Below are 17,282 nucleotides of genomic sequence, written 5' to 3'. Positions count from 1 at the left end.
CCCTGGTAACGATTCGGAAACGCAAATGCCAGGCCTCGTCTATAAGTTCGCTCGCACAACGTGAAAGCGGGCAGCCGGGCATCCCGTGCCCGCGCGCCGGCGTCCTGCGAAGATTCACCAAAACCTGACGTACGGTACTCACCGCCACTGACCAGGATGGACAGAGATCGACAAGGATCGTTCACGAGGCGGTACCTGCGGCAGGAACGCGCACGGGCAGCCCCTCGTGACGCTCCGGTGCTAACGTGAGCCGCATTCATTCATCTTCTTCACTGGAGATTTGTGATGCGGATCGCTGTGCGGTACCGGTGCGTGTGCTATGTCTGACGGCCGACATCGCCGGATCCGGCCCCGGCTGCGGCTGCTGGCCGCCGGGGCGGTGGTCCTGCTCGGGCTGACCCTCGCCGCTGCGGGCTGGCGCGTCCGGCAGCTCGGGGGCGAGTGCCCCGGCGGGCGTACCACCGTGGCCGCGGCCCCCGAGATCGCCCCGGTCATCGCGAACCTCGGCGTGCCCTGCCTGCGCGCCGAGCCGGTCGCCCCCGGAGTCCGGCCAGCCGCCGACCTGTGGATCCCGGCGAGCGGAGCCTGGCTGGCGCTGCTCGGTACCGACAATGCGTACACAGTGGAGGGTTCGACCGCGCTGTCGCCGCTCGTGGTCGTGATGCCGAGAGCCGCAGCCGTGCAGCTCGGCTGGCCGGCGGTGCAGCCCGGCTGGCGTGAGCTGTCCGGGGCGCACCGGCTGAGCATGGCCGACCCGGCGGGCACGACCGAGGGGCTGCTGTCCGTCCTCGCCGTGCAGTCCGCGATGGACCGGACCCAGCGCGACCCCGGAATCGCCCAGCTCGCGGCCCTCACCGTGCGCAGCAAGCTCGCCTCGGCCACCGCCGAGACGCACACGATGTTCACGGCGGGAGTCGCGGTCTTCCCAGCCACCGAGCAGCAGTACTGGACCCACCGCGCGGCGAACCCGGGCACGCAGCTCGCAGCCGTGTACCCGCCGGACGGCCCGATAGAGGCCGACTACCCGCTGCTCGTCTCCAGGCGCGCCGGGACCGACCCGGCCAGGGCTGCGAAGGCCCGGGCCCTGCTGGAGGCGTTCCGCGCGCCGAAGGCCGCCCGGCCGCTCGCCGACCGGGGACTGCGGTCGGTCAGCGAACCGGGCATGTTCCCCGAGTACCCGGCCTCGGCCGGGCTCCTGCCGCCGGAACAGCGGACGGCGGCGCTCGTCGCACAGTGGACGAGGTACAAGCCGCTCAAGTTCCAGGTGCTGCTCCTGGTCGACGCCTCGTGGTCGATGAACGACCGGATCGTCGACCGGGGCGGCAGCGCGAACACGAAGGCCGGGCTGCTGCGGATGGCCGGGGCGCAGGCCACGAAGCTGTTCGGCGAGGAGACGAGCCTGGGCATGTGGACCTTCGCCAGCCCGCCCAGCGCGAGACAGCCCTACGCTGAGGTGGTGCCGTTCGGGCCGATCAGTACCCGCCGCGAGCTGCTGGGGAACGCGGCAGCCAGGTACCAGCCGATCCCGAACGCCGGCACGCCGCTCTACGAGACCGTGCTGCGCGGGGTCGCCCACATGCAGCCGAAGGTCGCGCAGGGCACCATGACGCTGGTCGTCGTGCTGACCGACGGGCGCGACGAGGACTCGCCGTACGCGATGAGCCAGCAGCAGTACCTGACGAAGCTGGCCGCGCTCGCCGACCCGCGCCGCCCGGTCCCCGTGTTCAGCATCGGCTACGGGGCCGGCGCGGACATGACGGTGCTGACCGAGACCGCGCACCGGACCGGCGGCCAGGCCATCCCCTCAGCCGATCCCGGTGACCTGGCCGAGGCGATGGCCCGCGTCTTCCTCGCAGCCCACACCAGTTAGGTGTCCGCGGGTACCTTGTCGTCCATCGCCCGCCAGGCGGCCGGCTTGAACAGCGGCAGCGAGCAGATCGCGAGGCACAGCACCGCGAAGGCGATCACGGACGTGGCCAGGCCAGCGGCCGGCACTGCCCAGCCGGCCACGACGCTGCCGATGGGGATGCCGGAGAAGCACACCCCGGCCACGAGGCCGAACACGCGGGTCTGGAGGTCGGCGGGGATGCGCTCGTAGAGCATCGCGCCGAAGATCGGGTTCACCGGGGAGATCGCGAGGCCGGAGAGCGCCGTGACCGCCAGTACCAGATAGAGGTTGTCTGTCAGCCCGAGAGCCAGGAGGCGGGGCGCTCCGCCGAGCATGGCACCCAGCGTGAAGGCCAGATAGCGGGGCACCTTCGTCGCCAGGACGGTCATGACGATGCTGCCGAGCATCACTCCGCCCGCGTACACGCCGCCGACCAGGCCGAGCGTGGCCTCGGACAGCTTGGTCTGCTCCACCCACACCGGCACGAACACCGCCGTCGCCGCCTGGGTGAACAGGTTGCTGAAGAACATGATCAGGGTCATGCCGGCCAGGACACGATGGCTGAGCAGGCACCGCACGCCAGCCTTGAACGCGACAGCGTACGGCTCGCCGGAGACCTTCTTCGGTGCTGGCGTGTGCTCGGCGGCGACGAACACCGCGACCAGCAGGCCACACAGCCCGAACGTCACAGCCGTGACGCCGATGGCCAGCTCCGCGTCGAACCAGTAGATCAGCAGGCCGCCGAGCGGCGCACCGACCAGCATGGCGCCCCTGGTCAGGCTCTCGTAGACCGCGGTGACCCTGATCATCGGCACGTCAGCCCGCTCGGCCATCGGCTTGAGCAGGACATGCTTGACCCGGTCACCAGTACCGCGCAGCGCGCCGGCCACCGAGACCAGCACGAGCAGCAGGCCGAAGCTGATGTCCGGCACGAGCGCGATCACGGCGATGGCGGCGGCGCTGACGACATCCGTCAGCACGGAGACCCGGCGCAGGCCGAACCGGTCAGCGAGCGGCGTCGCGAACACTCCGGACAGGACATACAGCGCCATCTCCGCGCCGGCCGCCATACCCATCTTCGCGGGACTCTTCGTGGCGACCAGCACCAGCCACGGGATGGCCACCACCGACATGCGCACACCGAGCGCGGAGACGGTGTCGGCGGCCAGGAGTGCGTACAGGCCGGCCCGGCGGCGCACGGTTACGCCACCAGGGCCGGCCGACTTGTCCACAGTGGTCACGGATGCGAGGCCGCGTACTGCGCCCGGAGCGCCTTCTTGTCCACCTTGCCGGTCTTGCCGAGCGGCAGCGCATCGGCGAAGTCGTACCCGCTCGGCACCCAGATCGGCGTGAACTCCGCCAGCACCTGCGCGCTCAGCTCCTCAGCCAGCGCGTCCTTCTCCGCCTCCGACAGCTTCTCCGCCGGCACCACGTACGCGTGGACGACCTCGCCCAGCGCCTCGTGCGGCACGCCGATCACCGCGGCGGCCCGGACCTTCGGGTGCGCGGCGAGCAGGTCCTCGATCGGGCGGGAGAAGACGTTCCGCGAGCCACGGCCCGTGACGATCATGTCCTTGGCCCGATCGACCAGGTACAGGTACCCGTGCTCGTCGAGGCGGCCGATGTCACCCGTCCGGATCCAGCCGTCGACCAGGGTCTCGGCGGTCGCCTCGGGGTCGCCCCAGTAGCCGGTCATGTTCAGCGCGCTCGACACCCAGATCTCGCCCAGCTCGCCCGGTGCGACGAGCGTCCGGCCGTCCTCCTCGCGGATCTCGATCGACACGTCGCCGTACACGGTGCCGGTCGAGCTGAGCCGCTCCGGGTGCTCGGGGTCGGGGGTGACGGCGGGCATGGCGCTGATCAGGGTGGACTCGCTGAGCCCGTACACGATCCGGACCGCCGGGCCCAGCAGGTCGTAGGCCTGCCGCAGCCGGGCCGGTGCCGTCGGGGCGCTGCCGACGTTGAACATGAACAGGTTGCTCAGGTCCGCTTCGGCCAGTGCCGGGTTGTCCAGCATCTCGTAGAACAGCGGCGGGGACACGAAAGTCGAATTGATCCGCTGGGCGTCGAGCGTCCGGATGAACTGCCCGGCTTCGAACGCTTCCTCGATGAACAGCACGCCACCGTGGAACAGGTTGAAGAAACCGGTCATCGGCCCGCTGACATGCCAGGGCGGAGTGATCGACAAGTGCCGGAGCAATGGCAGGCCCGACGCGCGGTACTCGCCGGCCAGCCGGATCACCTGCTCGAAGAAGCCCTGCCTGTGGTGCACCAGTTTCGGCGAGCCCGTCGTACCGGAGGTCTGGAAGATCGACTCGGGCTCGGAGGGCGCCTCGAAATCGGCGGCCAGCGGCTCACCCGCGGGCACCGTGATGTCGGGGCCAGCGCCGCCAGGGCCGATGCACAGCACCGGGACGTCCAGCTTGGACGCGACCTCCATGCCCGCCTCCTGCTGCGAGCGCGGGTCGTAGATCAGGGTGTCCACATGGGTCACGGCCAGGTACTCGCCCAGCTCGCGACGCGGGGTGATCAGCGCGATCCACACCGTCCGGCAGCCCAGCAGGTGCAGGGCCAGCTGGAGGGGCATGGCCTCCGGCGGGTTCATCACGACCACGGCCACAGAGGATCCGGGCCGCACGCCGTGCTCGCGCAGCGTGCCGGCCAGCTGGAGGATGTGTGAGCGCAGGCCGGCGTAGGACAGCAGTGTGCCATCACCGGCCGAAATTGCGTCCGCGTCGCCGTATCCGGCGAAAATGTCCAGAGCGCGGTGCACGTAGTTTGGCATGTCGGTTCCTAAAAATCCGCGGGGAGATTTCGCTTGGGTCGAAGTCTCGCGACGCCGACCATACCCCTGAGCCCCGCCGTCGGTCCACAGTGGCAAGAGTCCACGGAACGGCCGTGATGCCTGATTTCTGCGCCGTTTCCCAAGCCGTTCCGCCGATGATCCCGCGACGATCCTGCGGAGTGGCAACGATTCTCTCCCGATTTTGAAAGAGAGCAATACATTCTCACGACCGATTGACGGTGCACACCACGGGCATTAACTTGTCGTCCGTACCGTCCGGTCATTGACCGGGGCCGGCCACTCTTGGCCGGCTCACCTGTATGGAGGTTCGCTCCCCGATGAATACCCCTCGCAAGTTGCGGATAATTGTTTCAGCCGCGGCTCTGGCCGTTGCGGCGTCCACAGTGCTCTCCGCGAGCAGTGGGTCCGCCAGCAACGGGATCGAGAAGCACCAGGAGTGGGCTGGTACCTGGACGACCGGTAACACTCCGGCGAGCACGGCTGGCTCGAGCCAGCTCGGGTTCACCAACCAGAGTGTCCGTTCGATCATTCACACCACGGTGGGCGGTGAGGCTGCCCGGTTCCGGTTCTCGAACTCCTACGGCACCAAGCACCTCTCCATCGGGCACGCGACCGTCGCGCTGCCCGACACCTCCACCCCGAAGCCCGACGACATCATCCCGGGATCCATCCGGGAGCTGACGTTCGGCGGCAAGACCTCGGCCACCGTGTACAAGGGTGCCGAGCTGTTCAGCGACCCGGTCACCATGCCGGTCGCCGCTGGGCAGGATCTGGTGATCACGGTCTTCTACCCGGTAGCCACCGGCGCGACGACCTTCCACTTCACCTCGCGCCAGCTCACGTTCGTCTACGGGCGCAACGGGGCGGGCTTCGGTGACCGCACGTCTGACGTGTCGGGCACCGTGGGTGAGGGCACCGGTGCCGACAGCACCCCGCGGGAGAACTTCTACCACATCTCCGGCGTGGACGTGCTGCGTTCCAAGGCCGGTGGCTCCGTCGTGATCTTCGGTGACTCCATCGCCAATGGTGTCAACTCCACGATGGGTGCCGCGCTGCGCTGGCCCGACCGGCTGGCCGTCCGGATGCACGAGACCCCGCGCAACGGCCGGATCCCCGGCGTGCTGAACGTGGGTATCTCCGGCAACCGGGTGACCCACGACGGCACGGACCCGATCAACGGCAGCCCCGCGGGCTTCGCCGAGATCGGCAACAGCGCGCTGGCCCGGCTCCGCTACGACGTCCTCAGCCAGACGGGCGTCTGCAAGGTCGTGCTGCACCTGGGTATCAACGACATCTGGATGAGTGGCGAGTCCGCCGAGGTCATCATCGACGGCCTCAAGCAGATCGGCGTGCAGCTGCGCCAGCACAACATCCAGGTCGTCATCGGCACCCTGATGCCGTACAAGGAGCACAAGGGCGGCGGCTGGAGCACCGAGCGTGAGGCCACCCGCCAGGCGGTCAACGAGTTCATCCGGACCAGCCAGGACTTCGACGGCCTCGTCGACTTCGACAAGGTCATGCGTGACCCGGCAGACCCGGAGAAGCTGAACCCCGCGTTCGACAGCGGTGACCACATCCACCCGAACGACGCCGGCTACCAGGCGATGGCTGACGCCGTCAACCTGAACCTGCTCCGCTAGGCGAGCACCACCCCGGTAACACCTGGTTTCACCCAGCGACACCCCCACGAAGGCCCGGACTCCGCCGAAGGAGTCCGGGCCTTCCGCCGTGTGTGCTGCGGGATCGGTCAGAGTTGCGTAAACAGGCTATCCACTGTGGAGGTTCGTCGATATAGGCTGGGGCGCGTTACGACCGAGTTCGGTTAACGGAGTCCGCTATGGATGCAGACAACATTCTTCAGAATCTTTTCACCACGGCTGGGCGGGAAAACCCCTGGCCACTATATGCGGCACTGCACGAGATAGGGCCGGTGTGCGCCATCACGCCCAGCCCGAACACCACCGTCCGGGCGATCGTGAACGGGTACGCGGCGACGGAGGAGGTGCTGAAGGACCCGCGATTCCTCAGCATGGACCGGGTGGTGATCTCCGGTTCCCGTCCCGACTGGGAGGAGCACGCCTTCTACACCACGCTCATGGGCACCATGATGTTCAGCAACCCGCCGGACCACACCAAGTTCCGCAGGCTGTTCAGCAAGGTGTTCACCGCGCGCCGGGTCACGGACCTTGAGCCGGCCATCAACCGCCTGATCGACCGTAACCTCGACCGGATGGCCGAGGCTGGCGGCAGCTGCGACTTCATGACCGACTTCGCGTATCCGGTGCCGTCCGGTGTGGTCGGTGAGCTGCTGGGTATCCCGGAGCAGGACTGGGCGTGGGTCCCGCCCCGCACCGACCGGATCAACGACGCGCTGAACATGCGCAACGGCGACCCCGAGGTGCTCAAGGCAGCTGACCAGGCCGCTGCGGAGCTGATGGAGTACTACCTGGCCCTGATCGCCAGGCTCCGGGCCGAGCCGGGCGACGACATCGTCAGCGCGATGGTCCGCGAGATGGACGCCGGCGAGCGCGAGCACCACATGACCGACGTGGAGATCGCCCGCAACCTCGTCGTCACCTACAACGCGGCCTTCGCCACCACGACGCCCATGCTCGCCAACGGGCTGTTCGAGATCCTGTCCCGGCCGGAGCTGGCCGCGCGGCTGGTCGAGCACCCGGAGCTCGCACCGGGCTATGTGGAGGAGATCCTGCGGTTCATCCCCTCGGTCCAGTTCCTGATGCGGATCGCCGCCGAGGACCTGGAGTTCGGCGGGGTGGAGATCCCGGCGGGCAAGTCGGTCCTGGTCATGCTGGGCGCGGCCAACCGTGACCCCGCGCGCTATCCCGACCCCGACACGTTCGACCCGTCGCGGACGGACGTGCACCCGCTGAGCTTCGGCATTGGCCCGCACTTCTGCCTCGGCGCGGCTCTGGCCCGCAGGGAGGGCGTCCTCGCCCTGCCGAAGGTGCTCCAGCGCTTCCCGCACATCAAGCTCGGCCAGCCGGAGATCAACGACTCACTGCTGATCCCCAGCTTCCTGCGCCTGCCGGTCCAGGTCTGACCCCTTTTTCCTTTGTACCTGCTGCGCCCGGCCCGATCCCTGCCGCATGGGACGGGCCGAGCGGCGGCACCGCGTCACCAGTTCGTCCGTCCACACTGGTGGTACGACTTTTGCGGCGTGGGACTAATGTGGCCGAGTGGCACCGCGTTCTGAGGCCGTCAACCAGCGTTTACGCGAACAGTCCCGCGAGCGGCTGCTCGGCGCGGCGCTGGAGGTCTTCGCCGAGCGCGGGTACCAGCAGGCCACCGTCGCCGAGATCACCGGCCGGGCCGGCGTCGCCCGCGGCCTGCTGTCGTACTACTTCGCCAGCAAGAAGTCCGTGCTGGAGGAGCTGCTGACCCGCTGGCTGACCGGCCTGTTCCACCTGTTCACGGCCGCGATGGAGGGCGGGACGGCCGACGAGCGCCTGAGCGGGCTGATCGTGGGGGTGCTCGACGCCGCCGGTACGACGGTGCCGGTGCAGCGGCTCATGCTGACCCTGATGCTCCAGCCGGGTACGCGGGAGGTGTTCGCCGAGGTGGAGGCGCGGCACCTGACGGCGGTCACCGGCATGGAGGACCGGGTGCGGGCGCTGTTCGCCGAGCGGGGTGCCGCCGACCCGGCGCTGGAGGAGATCATGCTCCGGAGTGTGCTGGAGGGTGTCGTGTACAAACTTGCTGTGTATCCCGACACATATCCGCTCGCTGCGGCAAAAGCCCGGATCCTCCAGTTCTATGGGCTTCCGCCGGGGGCTCAGCGTGACGGGCCAGCCACGCCCCGCCTCCGCGCGACATCATGAGTTGGGTACGTCTCCCGGACTCGTGCCACGACTGGCCTGTCGTACCTGATCTACATCTCATTTGTGAGATAGGGTCGCGATCATGTCTGACAGCCATGACTACCTCCGCCGGATCGGTGGCCTGATCCGGGCGTCCCGCAAGCACCGGGGCTGGACCCAGTCGCAGCTCGCAGAGGCCCTCGGCACCAGCCAGAGTGCCGTCAACCGGATAGAGCAGGGCCAGCAGAACCTCAGCCTGGACATGCTGACCAGGATCGGCGACGCGCTCGACAGCGAGATCGTCTCCATCGGGCACACCGGCCCGATGCACCTGCGGATCGTCGGCGGGCACCAGCTGTCGGGCAGCATCGACGTCCGCTCCAGCAAGAACGCCGGGGTGGCGCTGCTGTGCGCCTCGCTGCTGAACAAGGGCAAGACCACCCTGCGCAGGGTCGCCAGGATCGAGGAGGTCAACCGGATCCTGGAGGTGCTGCACAGCATCGGCGTCAGGACCCGCTGGCTGAACGAGGACAACGACCTCGAGATCATCCCGCCGGCGAAGCTCAACCTGGCCGGGATGGACGTCGCCGCCGCCCGCCGGACCCGCAGCATCATCATGTTCCTCGGCCCGCTCCTGCACGAGGAGGAGCGCTTCGAGCTGCCGTACGCCGGAGGCTGCGACCTCGGCACCCGCACCGTCGAGCCGCACCTGGCGGCACTGCGCCCCTTCGGCCTGGAGGTCAAGGCGACGGACGGTATCTACCACGCTGAGGTGGACACCGAGGCCGTCCCGGCCCGGGCCATCGTCCTGACCGAGCGCGGCGACACCGTCACCGAGAACGTGCTGATGGCGGCGGCCCGGCACCCCGGCGTCACCGTGATCCGCAACGCCAGCCCGAACTACATGGTCCAGGACCTCTGCTTCTACCTGGGCGAGCTGGGCGTGCGGATCGAGGGCGTCGGCACGACCACGCTGACCGTCCAGGGCTCCTCCGTGCTGGACCGGAACGTCGACTACGCCCCGTCGGAGGACCCGATCGAGGCGATGAGCCTGCTGGCCGCCGCGATCGTCACCTCCTCGGAGATCACCGTCCGCCGCGCGCCGATCGAGTTCCTCGAGATCGAGCTGGCCCTGCTGGAGGAGATGGGGCTCGACTACGACCGTGGCGAGGAGTACGCGGCGGCCAACGGCAGGACCAGGCTGGTCGACATCACCGTCCGGCCGTCCGTGCTGCACGCCCCGATCGACAAGATCCACCCGATGCCGTTCCCGGGGCTGAACATCGACAACCTGCCGTTCTTCGCCGCGATCGCCGCCGTGGCCAACGGCTCGACGCTGGTACACGACTGGGTGTACGAGAACCGGGCCATCTACCTCACCGAGCTGACCAAGCTCGGCGCCCGCGTCAAGCTGCTCGACCCGCACCGCGTGTACGTGGAGGGGCCCACGCACTGGTCGGGTGCCGAGGTGATCTGCCCGCCGGCCCTGCGCCCGGCCGTGGTGATCCTGCTGGCGATGCTGGCGGCGAAGGGTACCTCCGTCCTGCGGAACATCTACGTCATCGACCGTGGCTACGAGCAGCTCGCCCAGCGGCTCAACCAGCTCGGCGCGCAGATCGAGACGTTCAGGGACCTGTGACCCCGGCGGTTGTGCGACCGGCTCGACGTGATCGTGGGACCCCTCAAGTCGTGATACCGGCCTGAGGGGTCCCACGATCACGAGTTGCCTGCTCGTCCTCAGTAGAGTGGCGCCATGTTCGTGATCACACTGACGTACGTCGCGCCGCTGGACCGGGTTGACGAGCTGCTCGCGGAGCACGTGGCCTGGCTGGAAGGGCAGTACGCCTCGGGTCTCTTCCTGGCCTCCGGCCGCCGCGTACCCCGCACGGGTGGCGTGATCCTCGCCGCCGGGGACGAGCCGCGCGTGCGGGCGGCGCTGGCGGCCGACCCGTTTGCGGTGGCGGGCGTGGCCGAGTACGAGGTCGTGGAGTTCCTGCCGACGAAGACCCGGCCGGAGCTGGCGTTCCTCACCGAGCTGTGACCGTGCACAGTGGAGGGTTCCCGCTCCGGGCGTTGTAGTACTTGGGGCGCGTAGTAGTACTTGAGAGCTACGGCGTAAGACCCCTCTCCAGCGGGACGCCCGCTACCAGGGTTGATTCATAGCCTCGTACCGGAAAGCAGGCCACCGGTACGCAAAGGATCCGCCCTTCATGATGCTCCGCTCCCTCCGCGCACTCCTGGTCGCAGCCGTCGTCGCCCTGCCGATCTGTGGCGCGGCCAGCCCGTCGGCGGTGCCGGCCCCGGTGCCCTCCTCGGCTGGCCTCACCGGCTCGCCCGCCGAGCGCTACGCGGCGAGCCGGGCCGACATCGAGGCCGCGGCGCGATCCGCGCGTGCGTACGGGGCCCGGAGCCGGGCCGGGGTGCTCGACGGGATGGCCGATCCCGGCCGCCAGTTCCTGTTCTTCGACGGGCGTGCGGGTGGCCGCTCGGCGGAGGTGTTCGGCGACCTCGCCCTGGCGCGGGAGATCGCCATCCTGGTGCCCGGCTCCGGGATCAGCATCGACAAGTACCGGCGGTTCCGCGCCGGGGCGCAAGCCCTCCAGCACGAACTCGGTGACGGGGGAGCGGTGGTGGCCTGGCTCGGGTACGAGCCGCCGGCCGCGGTCTCTCCCAGCATCCTCACGAGCGCGGTCGCCGCCGAAGCGGCACCGGAGCTCAGCAGGTTCGCGGCCGGGCTCCGGGCTGACACCGGCCCGGACACCAGGATCTCGCTGCTCTGCCACTCCTACGGTTCCGTCGTCTGCGCGCACGCCGCAGCAGGCCTCGACGTCGACGCGATCGTCCTCTATGGCAGCCCTGGCGTCGGATTCGCCAACGCACAGGCGCTCCGCAGCTCCGCCACGATCTGGGCCGGCCGGGGCGCGGACGACTGGATCAGCGGCGTCCCGCACATCCAGATCGGCCCGGCCGGCTTCGGCGCGGACCCGGTCTCGCCAGGCTTCGGCGCGCGGATCTTCGCTGCCGGAAACGGCGGCCACAACGACTACCTCAAGCCGGGGTCGGCCGCCCTCAGCAGCATCGCCCGGATCGTGACAGCGGACGGTGACGGCAATGAGTAGATCCAGCACCGCGATGCGAGCCGTGACCGCGATGCGAACCCTGACTGGGCGGATCGAGGACTCGACTCCGCCGAGCCGGGACCGTGCGGTCGACGCGCTCCGGGCTCTCGCGATCCTCGGTGTCGTCCTCGGCCACTGGCTGGTCACCGCCCTGGTCTCCGACAGCGGCTCGATCTACACCACGAGCCCGCTGCGGCACATGCCCCTGCTGGCCCCGGTCTCGTGGTTGTTCCAGACCCTTGCGGTCTTCTTCCTGGTCGGCGGCAGGGTCGGCACCCAGGGATACCTGGCGGCCCGCGTCAGGGGCCACTCCTACTGGCAGTGGCTGGGCGGCAGGCTCGGCCGCCTGGCCCGGCCGGTCGGCATCGTCCTGGCGGTCTGGGCGGTGGCCATCGTCCTGATGCTCGGCTCCGGCGTCGAGCCGGAGACCGTGCGGGCCCTCGCCAAACTCGTTGTCTCACCGCTGTGGTTCCTGCTGGTGTTCGCCGGCCTGACCGCGCTGACGCCGCTGGTCAGGCACGTCCATCCACTGTGGCCGGTCGCTGTGGTCGCCGCCGTCGATCTCGGGCGGTTCGCCCTGGACGGGCCGGCCTGGCTGGGCTGGGTCAACCTGGCTGCGGCGTGGCTCGTTCCGTACACCTTGGGAGCCTGGTGGGCACGGCGTGGCCTGCCCTCGGTGGCAGTCCGCTGGGGACTGCTGGCCGGCGGTGCCGCGGCAACGGCAGCGCTGGTGATCTGGGCCGGCTATCCCGCGTCGATGGTGGGCGTGACCGGGGCGAAGATCTCCAACCTGCATCCGCCGACCCTCGCCGCGGCCGTGTTCGGCCTGGCTCAGTGCGGGCTGGCGCTGTTGCTGCACGGCCCGCTCACCCGGGTGCTGCGCAGGCCGGCGGCGTGGGCTGCGGTCGCCCTGGCCAACCTGTCGGCGATGACGATCTTCCTCTGGCACCAGACCGCGATGATCGGTGTGACCGCGCTCGGCATGCTCGCCGGCCGGCCGCTGCCCGGGCTGCACACCGTCCCGGACGGTTCGGAGTGGATCGCGGCCAGGCTGGCCTGGCTGCCGGTGTTCGTGGTGGCGCTGGCCGGCTGCTGGGTACTGTTCCGGGGCTATGAGAGGCCGGCCGGGCGGCGGTCGCGAGCACGCCGGGCGGCAGCGGGTGACGGCCCGGCACCGGAACCCTGCCCGATTCCCGCTGAGGCATAAGGTGATCTTGTGAAACCGACCGGCGAGAGCCACGTGAACGCGAAACGGCCTGGCCGCCTGGCCGCGCTGTTCCGCGACCTGTGGCCCGCCGAGCCTGACCTCGTGGTGACGCCCGGCTGGCCGGTCTTCCTGGCCAGGACGCTCCGGGTGCTGCTGGTGCTGGCGCTGGCGGTGCTGTGGTTCTTCCACGAGAGCGCGCTGGAGCAGGACTTCCAGCTGGGCGCGCTCGCCGCCCTCCTCGCCGCTGTCCAGTGTGCCTCGGTGCTGCTGGCCCTGCGCCGCCCGGTGCAGGGCTGGTGGCTGTCCACGGCGGTCATGACGGTCGCAGCGCTCCAGGCCGGACAGCGTCCCGGGCTCTCGTCCGACTATCCCGGTACCGCGACGCAGGTCGCTCACATGCTGCTGCCCACGTTGCAGAGCACCACGCCGTTCCCGTGGACGCACCCGGGGATCGTGCTGCAGTGCATGGTGCTGTTCCTGCTGGCGCTGCGGGTGCGGCGGGCGGTGCTGACCACAGCAATCATGGTCACCATCGCGAGCGGGCTGGCGGTCGCCGGTACCACCGGAGTCGGGTCACGCGAGGACGTGACCGCCTCCATCCCGGCCCTGCTGGTCGCCGTGATCATCGGCTCGGCGTTCCGGAGCCGCCGCCTCGCCCGCGACCAGCTCGTGGCGCAGGAGGTCCTCACCGAGATCGAGCGCGCCCAGCGCACCGTCCTCGAGGAAAGGCACCGGATCGCCCGCGAGCTCCACGACGTCGTCGCGCACCACATGTCCGTCATCTCGATCCAGGCCCAGGTCGCCCCGCACCTCGTCCCCGACCCGCCGCAGGAGCTGCTCGACAACGCCGCGGGCATCCGGCAGAACGCGGTCGAGGCGCTGACCGAGCTCCGCCGGATCCTCGGGGTGCTGCGCTCGGAGTTCCCGGACATCGACCGGCACACCCCGCAGCCCTCGCTCGCCCAGCTCGGCGACCTGGTCGCGAATGTCCGGCAGGCCGGCCTGGCCGTCACGATCACGATCGCCGGCGAGCAGCGCCCGCTCGGGCCAGGTGCGGAGCTCTCCGCGTACCGGATCGTCCAGGAGGCCCTGAGTAACGCGATGCGGCACGCACCGGGTTCACAGATCACCATCCTCGTCACGTACCAGGCCGGCGGCATCACCCTCCGCGTCACCAACACCCGGCCACCGGCCCCGGCCCAGCAGCCTCCCGGCGGTAACTCCGGCGCCGGGCACGGCCTGCTGGGCATGCGGGAACGGGCGGCCATGCTCGGCGGGGAGCTGGCGGCCGGCCCGGTACCCGGCGGCGGGTACGAGGTGACGGCAGTGCTGCCCAGCCACTCCCGTGCCGGGGACCAGGAAGCCGATGTGGTGCACACTCGTTCCGCACAGGATGTCCACTCCACGGGGGTTGGTTCGTGACGGCGCCCATCCGGGTACTCATCGCTGACGACCAGGTCATGGTCCGGCAGGGCTTCACCGTGCTCCTGAACGCCGAGCCGGGGATCGAGGTGGCAGGCCAGGCCGTCGACGGTGCCGACGCGGTGGTGCAGGCCGCGCGGCTCGAGCCGGACGTGGTGCTGATGGACATCCGGATGCCCGGGGTCGGCGGCATCGAGGCGACCCGGCAGATCATGGGCCAGCCGGGTAGCCCGCCGAAGGTTCTCGTGCTGACGACCTTCGACCTCGACGAGTACGTGTACGAGGCGCTGCGGGCCGGGGCTTCGGGCTTCCTGCTCAAGGACGCCTCGGCCGCAGAGCTGGCCCACGCCGTCCGGGTCGTCGCCGCCGGGGAGGCGCTGCTCGCCCCGGGGGTCACCAAGCGGCTGATCACGGAGTTCACCCGGCTCGGCGGCCAGCCGCGCCCGCCGCTGATGGAGCGGCTGGGTGACCTGACCGAGCGCGAGACCGAGGTGCTCACCCTGATCGCCCAGGGCATGTCCAACGCGGAGATCGCCGGGCTGCTGGTCCTCGCCGAGCAGACCGTGAAGACCCACGTGAGCCGGATCCTGGTGAAACTCGGGCTACGCGACCGGACCCAGGCCGCGGTCTTCGCCTACGAACAGGGCCTGGTCCGCCCAGCGGGGTACTAAACAGCCGGGTCACTGAACAGCCTGGCACTGACCAGCTGCGCGGCCTGCGCCGCCGACCGGGCAGCAGCCGGCCGGGGCGGTGCTGGCTATGCTCGGCCGCATGATCGTCAGGCTGGCCGGTGAGGCCGATGTTCCCGCAGTCGTCGGTGCCTACGACTGGCTGTTCGCCCCGCCCGGCTCCAAACCGGACTCCTGGGACGAGACGGAGGCGGCGGCCAGGCTCCGGGCGGTGATGGCCGGCGAGGGCCGCAGCACGGTGTTCGTCGCGGAGGACGAGGGCCGGGTCATCGGGTTCTGCACGGTGTATCTGGACATCGTGTCCGTCCGCTTTGGCCAGCGGAGCTGGATCGAGGACCTCGCCGTCGACCCGGGAGCCCGGTCGAAGGGCACGGGTACGGCGCTCATGGATGCCGCAGACGCGTGGGCGCGGGAACGCGGTGCCGAGCACATCAAGCTGGAGAGCGGCGACGCCCGCCTCCGGGCGCACAAGTTCTACGAGGCGCGGGGCGAGGTGTCGACCTCACGCTGCTTCGGCTGGCCGCTCTGAGCTTCCAAGAACAGCAAAAGGGGCGGGCCAGCGACGGCCCGCCCCTTCCTCAGCTAGCGGTCAGCTCAGGGTCAGCGCCGTGTCGTCCACGACGAACGAGGTCTGCAGCGAGTAGTCCTCGGTACCGGTGAACTTGATAGTCACGGTCTGCCCGGCGAGGCTCGACACGTCGAAGGTCCGCAGGGTGTAGCCGGAGGCCGCGTTCACGTTGGTGTAGGTGGCCAGCGTGGTCGACCCGGCCTGCACGGTGAGCCGGTCGTACACGGTGGAGCCCGACTCGTTCGTGTCGATGTGCAGCCAGAACGACAGGGTCGCGCGGCACCCGGCCGGGATGGTCACCGACTGGGACAGCGTCTCGGTGCTGGTCCGGCCGTTGCCGCTCAGCCACGCCTTCCAGGTGCCGGTCTTCGCGGGCTGCGAGGCGCTGCTGGTGACGACGCCCGAGGTGCCGGTCCAGTTCACCGCGCCGGACTCGAAGCCCGGGTTGAGGAGCTTCTGGCCGGAGCAGTTGCCGCCGGTGCCGGACACCGTCCACGAGAAGGTGGCCGAGCCGGTCGCGCCGGAGCTGTCCCGCGCGGTGACCGTGGTGCTGGTGGTCTGCGCCGAGGTCGGCGTACCGGAGATGAGGCCGGTCGACGTGTTGATGCTCAGGCCCGAGGGCAGGCCGGTCGCCGAGTAGGTGAGCGCGCCGCCGCCGGAGGACGAGGCCTGGACCTGGAGGCTGGCCGGCGTGCCGACGGTCGCGCTCTGGTTACCCGGGTTCGTCACGGTGACGGTGGTGCTGCCAGCCGGCTTCGGCAGCAGGCAGCCGGCCTTGTTCAGGTCAAGCGCGTTGCTGGTCAGGCAGGTGGTGAACCAGTAGGTCTGCTGGCCGTAGCTCTGGCCCATCTTGGCCGTGGTGTTGCCGTTGGCGTCCACCTCGCACGGGTTGTTGAGCGTGCACATCTGGCCGCTCTCGTTGCCCGTGTTGTTGACGCCGATGACCTTGCCGGTCGAGGTCTCGACGATCGGCGAGCCGGACGTGCCGGGCTTGGTGTCGCACGGCATGCTGTACCGGATCGAGTCGTGCCAGGTCCACTCGCTCTCGCGCAGGGTGGGCACGAAGCCGTTGACCGAGCAGGACCAGGTCTGCTTCCAGTAGCTCGACGGGATGGTCATGGCGACCCCGGTGGCAGGGTGGGTGTCGGAGACCGTCATCGCCGTCACGCCGTAGCTGGTCTTGATCGAGGCGAAGGTGACGGTGAGCTGGTACAGCGCGACGTCCGTGTCGGTCATCGTCGCGTAGATCAGCTTGTCGGCGCGCAGGGTGCCCAGCGCGGTGCCCGCGTCGTTGAGCAGGCTGCCGGAGCGGGTGCTGGACTTGTTGACCAGGACCTGGCCAGCGCCGGGCATGCCGCCCTCGTAGCAGTGGCCGTTGGTCAGCATCAGCGCCCGGTCGGTGTCCACCGAGGACGGCCAGCGGACGAGCGACGCCGAGCAGTTGTTCAGCGCGATGGTGGCGTTGAGGCCACTCGCGAGCACGCCGGCACGGGCAGGTGCGGGTGCGGTGGCCGGTCCGGCGGCGGCCGCTGGGGCGATCGTGCCGCCGGCCATGCCAGCTCCGAGCAGGACAGCGCCGAGGACAGTAGCTATCCGTTTGTTCATCAAGACTCCATGTGCTGAGGGGTACACAAGTGTCGATCAGTAGCCTTGGGCACTGTACCTGCCAGGCAGGCCAAACGGATGAGTCGACTGTGGACTTCTGGCTTAAGAGTTCCTGATGAACGGTGTGCGGCTGTTCCGGGGCCAAGTGTCGTGCGACTCG

At 69.6% G+C, this 17,282-nt stretch carries 14 protein-coding genes; 11 read left to right on the top strand and 3 right to left on the bottom strand.

Features of this window, described 5'->3' with window-relative positions:
* Positions 1–319 precede the first annotated feature (319 nt).
* Entirely contained in the window at positions 320–1,870 is a 1,551-nt protein-coding gene (locus A3G1_RS33760; protein WP_018348893.1) for a vWA domain-containing protein, read from the top strand.
* On the opposite strand, the gene A3G1_RS0107680 is transcribed toward A3G1_RS33760, so the two are convergent.
* Together A3G1_RS0107680 and A3G1_RS0107675 are read right to left on the bottom strand one after the other, a co-directional pair.
* Complete coding sequence (locus A3G1_RS0107680) at positions 1,867–3,129, bottom strand: MFS transporter (protein ID WP_018348892.1); 1,263 nt, start codon at positions 3,127–3,129, stop codon at positions 1,867–1,869. The two genes, A3G1_RS33760 and A3G1_RS0107680, sit on opposite strands and share 4 nt — an antisense overlap.
* The gene (locus tag A3G1_RS0107675) at positions 3,126–4,673 is read right to left on the bottom strand and encodes an AMP-binding protein (RefSeq protein WP_018348891.1); all 1,548 of its coding nucleotides are present in this window, start codon (positions 4,671–4,673) and stop codon (positions 3,126–3,128) included. The genes A3G1_RS0107680 and A3G1_RS0107675 overlap by 4 nt, the downstream gene beginning before the upstream one ends.
* 338 nt (positions 4,674–5,011) lie before the next feature.
* Here A3G1_RS0107675 and A3G1_RS0107670 point away from each other — a divergent pair, with 338 nt between their 5' ends.
* From A3G1_RS0107670 to A3G1_RS0107625, 10 genes are all read left to right on the top strand, one after another.
* A complete protein-coding gene (locus A3G1_RS0107670) occupies positions 5,012–6,334 on the top strand; it encodes an SGNH/GDSL hydrolase family protein (RefSeq protein WP_026211900.1) in 1,323 nt (440 codons plus the stop codon).
* 290 nt (positions 6,335–6,624) lie between these two features.
* On the top strand, positions 6,625–7,755 hold the full coding sequence (locus A3G1_RS0107665; protein WP_018348889.1) for a cytochrome P450: 1,131 nt from the start codon (positions 6,625–6,627) through the stop codon (positions 7,753–7,755).
* Positions 7,756–7,891: 136 nt separating this feature from the next.
* Entirely contained in the window at positions 7,892–8,533 is a 642-nt protein-coding gene (locus tag A3G1_RS0107660) for a TetR/AcrR family transcriptional regulator (RefSeq protein ID WP_018348888.1), read from the top strand.
* Positions 8,534–8,615: 82 nt separating this feature from the next.
* Positions 8,616–10,151 carry a helix-turn-helix domain-containing protein gene (locus A3G1_RS0107655; RefSeq protein WP_018348887.1) on the top strand — a complete coding sequence of 512 codons (1,536 nt, stop codon included), beginning with the start codon at positions 8,616–8,618 and terminating at the stop codon, positions 10,149–10,151.
* 114 nt (positions 10,152–10,265) lie between these two features.
* The gene (locus tag A3G1_RS0107650; RefSeq protein WP_018348886.1) at positions 10,266–10,553 is read left to right on the top strand and encodes a YciI family protein; all 288 of its coding nucleotides are present in this window, start codon (positions 10,266–10,268) and stop codon (positions 10,551–10,553) included.
* 169 nt (positions 10,554–10,722) lie between these two features.
* On the top strand, positions 10,723–11,631 hold the full coding sequence (locus A3G1_RS0107645; RefSeq protein WP_018348885.1) for an alpha/beta hydrolase: 909 nt from the start codon (positions 10,723–10,725) through the stop codon (positions 11,629–11,631).
* The gene (locus A3G1_RS0107640; protein ID WP_157640970.1) at positions 11,624–12,838 is read left to right on the top strand and encodes an acyltransferase family protein; all 1,215 of its coding nucleotides are present in this window, start codon (positions 11,624–11,626) and stop codon (positions 12,836–12,838) included. Before A3G1_RS0107645 ends, A3G1_RS0107640 begins: the two co-directional genes overlap by 8 nt.
* 9 nt (positions 12,839–12,847) lie before the next feature.
* The gene (locus tag A3G1_RS33755; RefSeq protein WP_018348883.1) at positions 12,848–14,260 is read left to right on the top strand and encodes a sensor histidine kinase; all 1,413 of its coding nucleotides are present in this window, start codon (positions 12,848–12,850) and stop codon (positions 14,258–14,260) included.
* Entirely contained in the window at positions 14,257–14,931 is a 675-nt protein-coding gene (locus tag A3G1_RS0107630; RefSeq protein WP_018348882.1) for a response regulator, read from the top strand. Before A3G1_RS33755 ends, A3G1_RS0107630 begins: the two co-directional genes overlap by 4 nt.
* Positions 14,932–15,031: 100 nt before the next feature.
* Complete coding sequence (locus A3G1_RS0107625) at positions 15,032–15,478, top strand: GNAT family N-acetyltransferase (RefSeq protein WP_157640969.1); 447 nt, start codon at positions 15,032–15,034, stop codon at positions 15,476–15,478.
* A 60-nt stretch (positions 15,479–15,538) separates the two neighbouring features.
* On the opposite strand, the gene A3G1_RS0107620 is transcribed toward A3G1_RS0107625, so the two are convergent.
* Positions 15,539–17,122, bottom strand: coding sequence for a putative Ig domain-containing protein (locus A3G1_RS0107620; protein WP_026211898.1), 1,584 nt, complete (start codon positions 17,120–17,122; stop codon positions 15,539–15,541).
* Between the last annotated feature and the right edge of the window lie 160 nt (positions 17,123–17,282).

This window comes from Longispora albida DSM 44784, assembly GCF_000379825.1.
Taxonomy (GTDB): Bacteria; Actinomycetota; Actinomycetes; order Mycobacteriales; family Micromonosporaceae; genus Longispora; species Longispora albida.
This window is presented reverse-complemented; position numbering and strand designations above follow the sequence as displayed.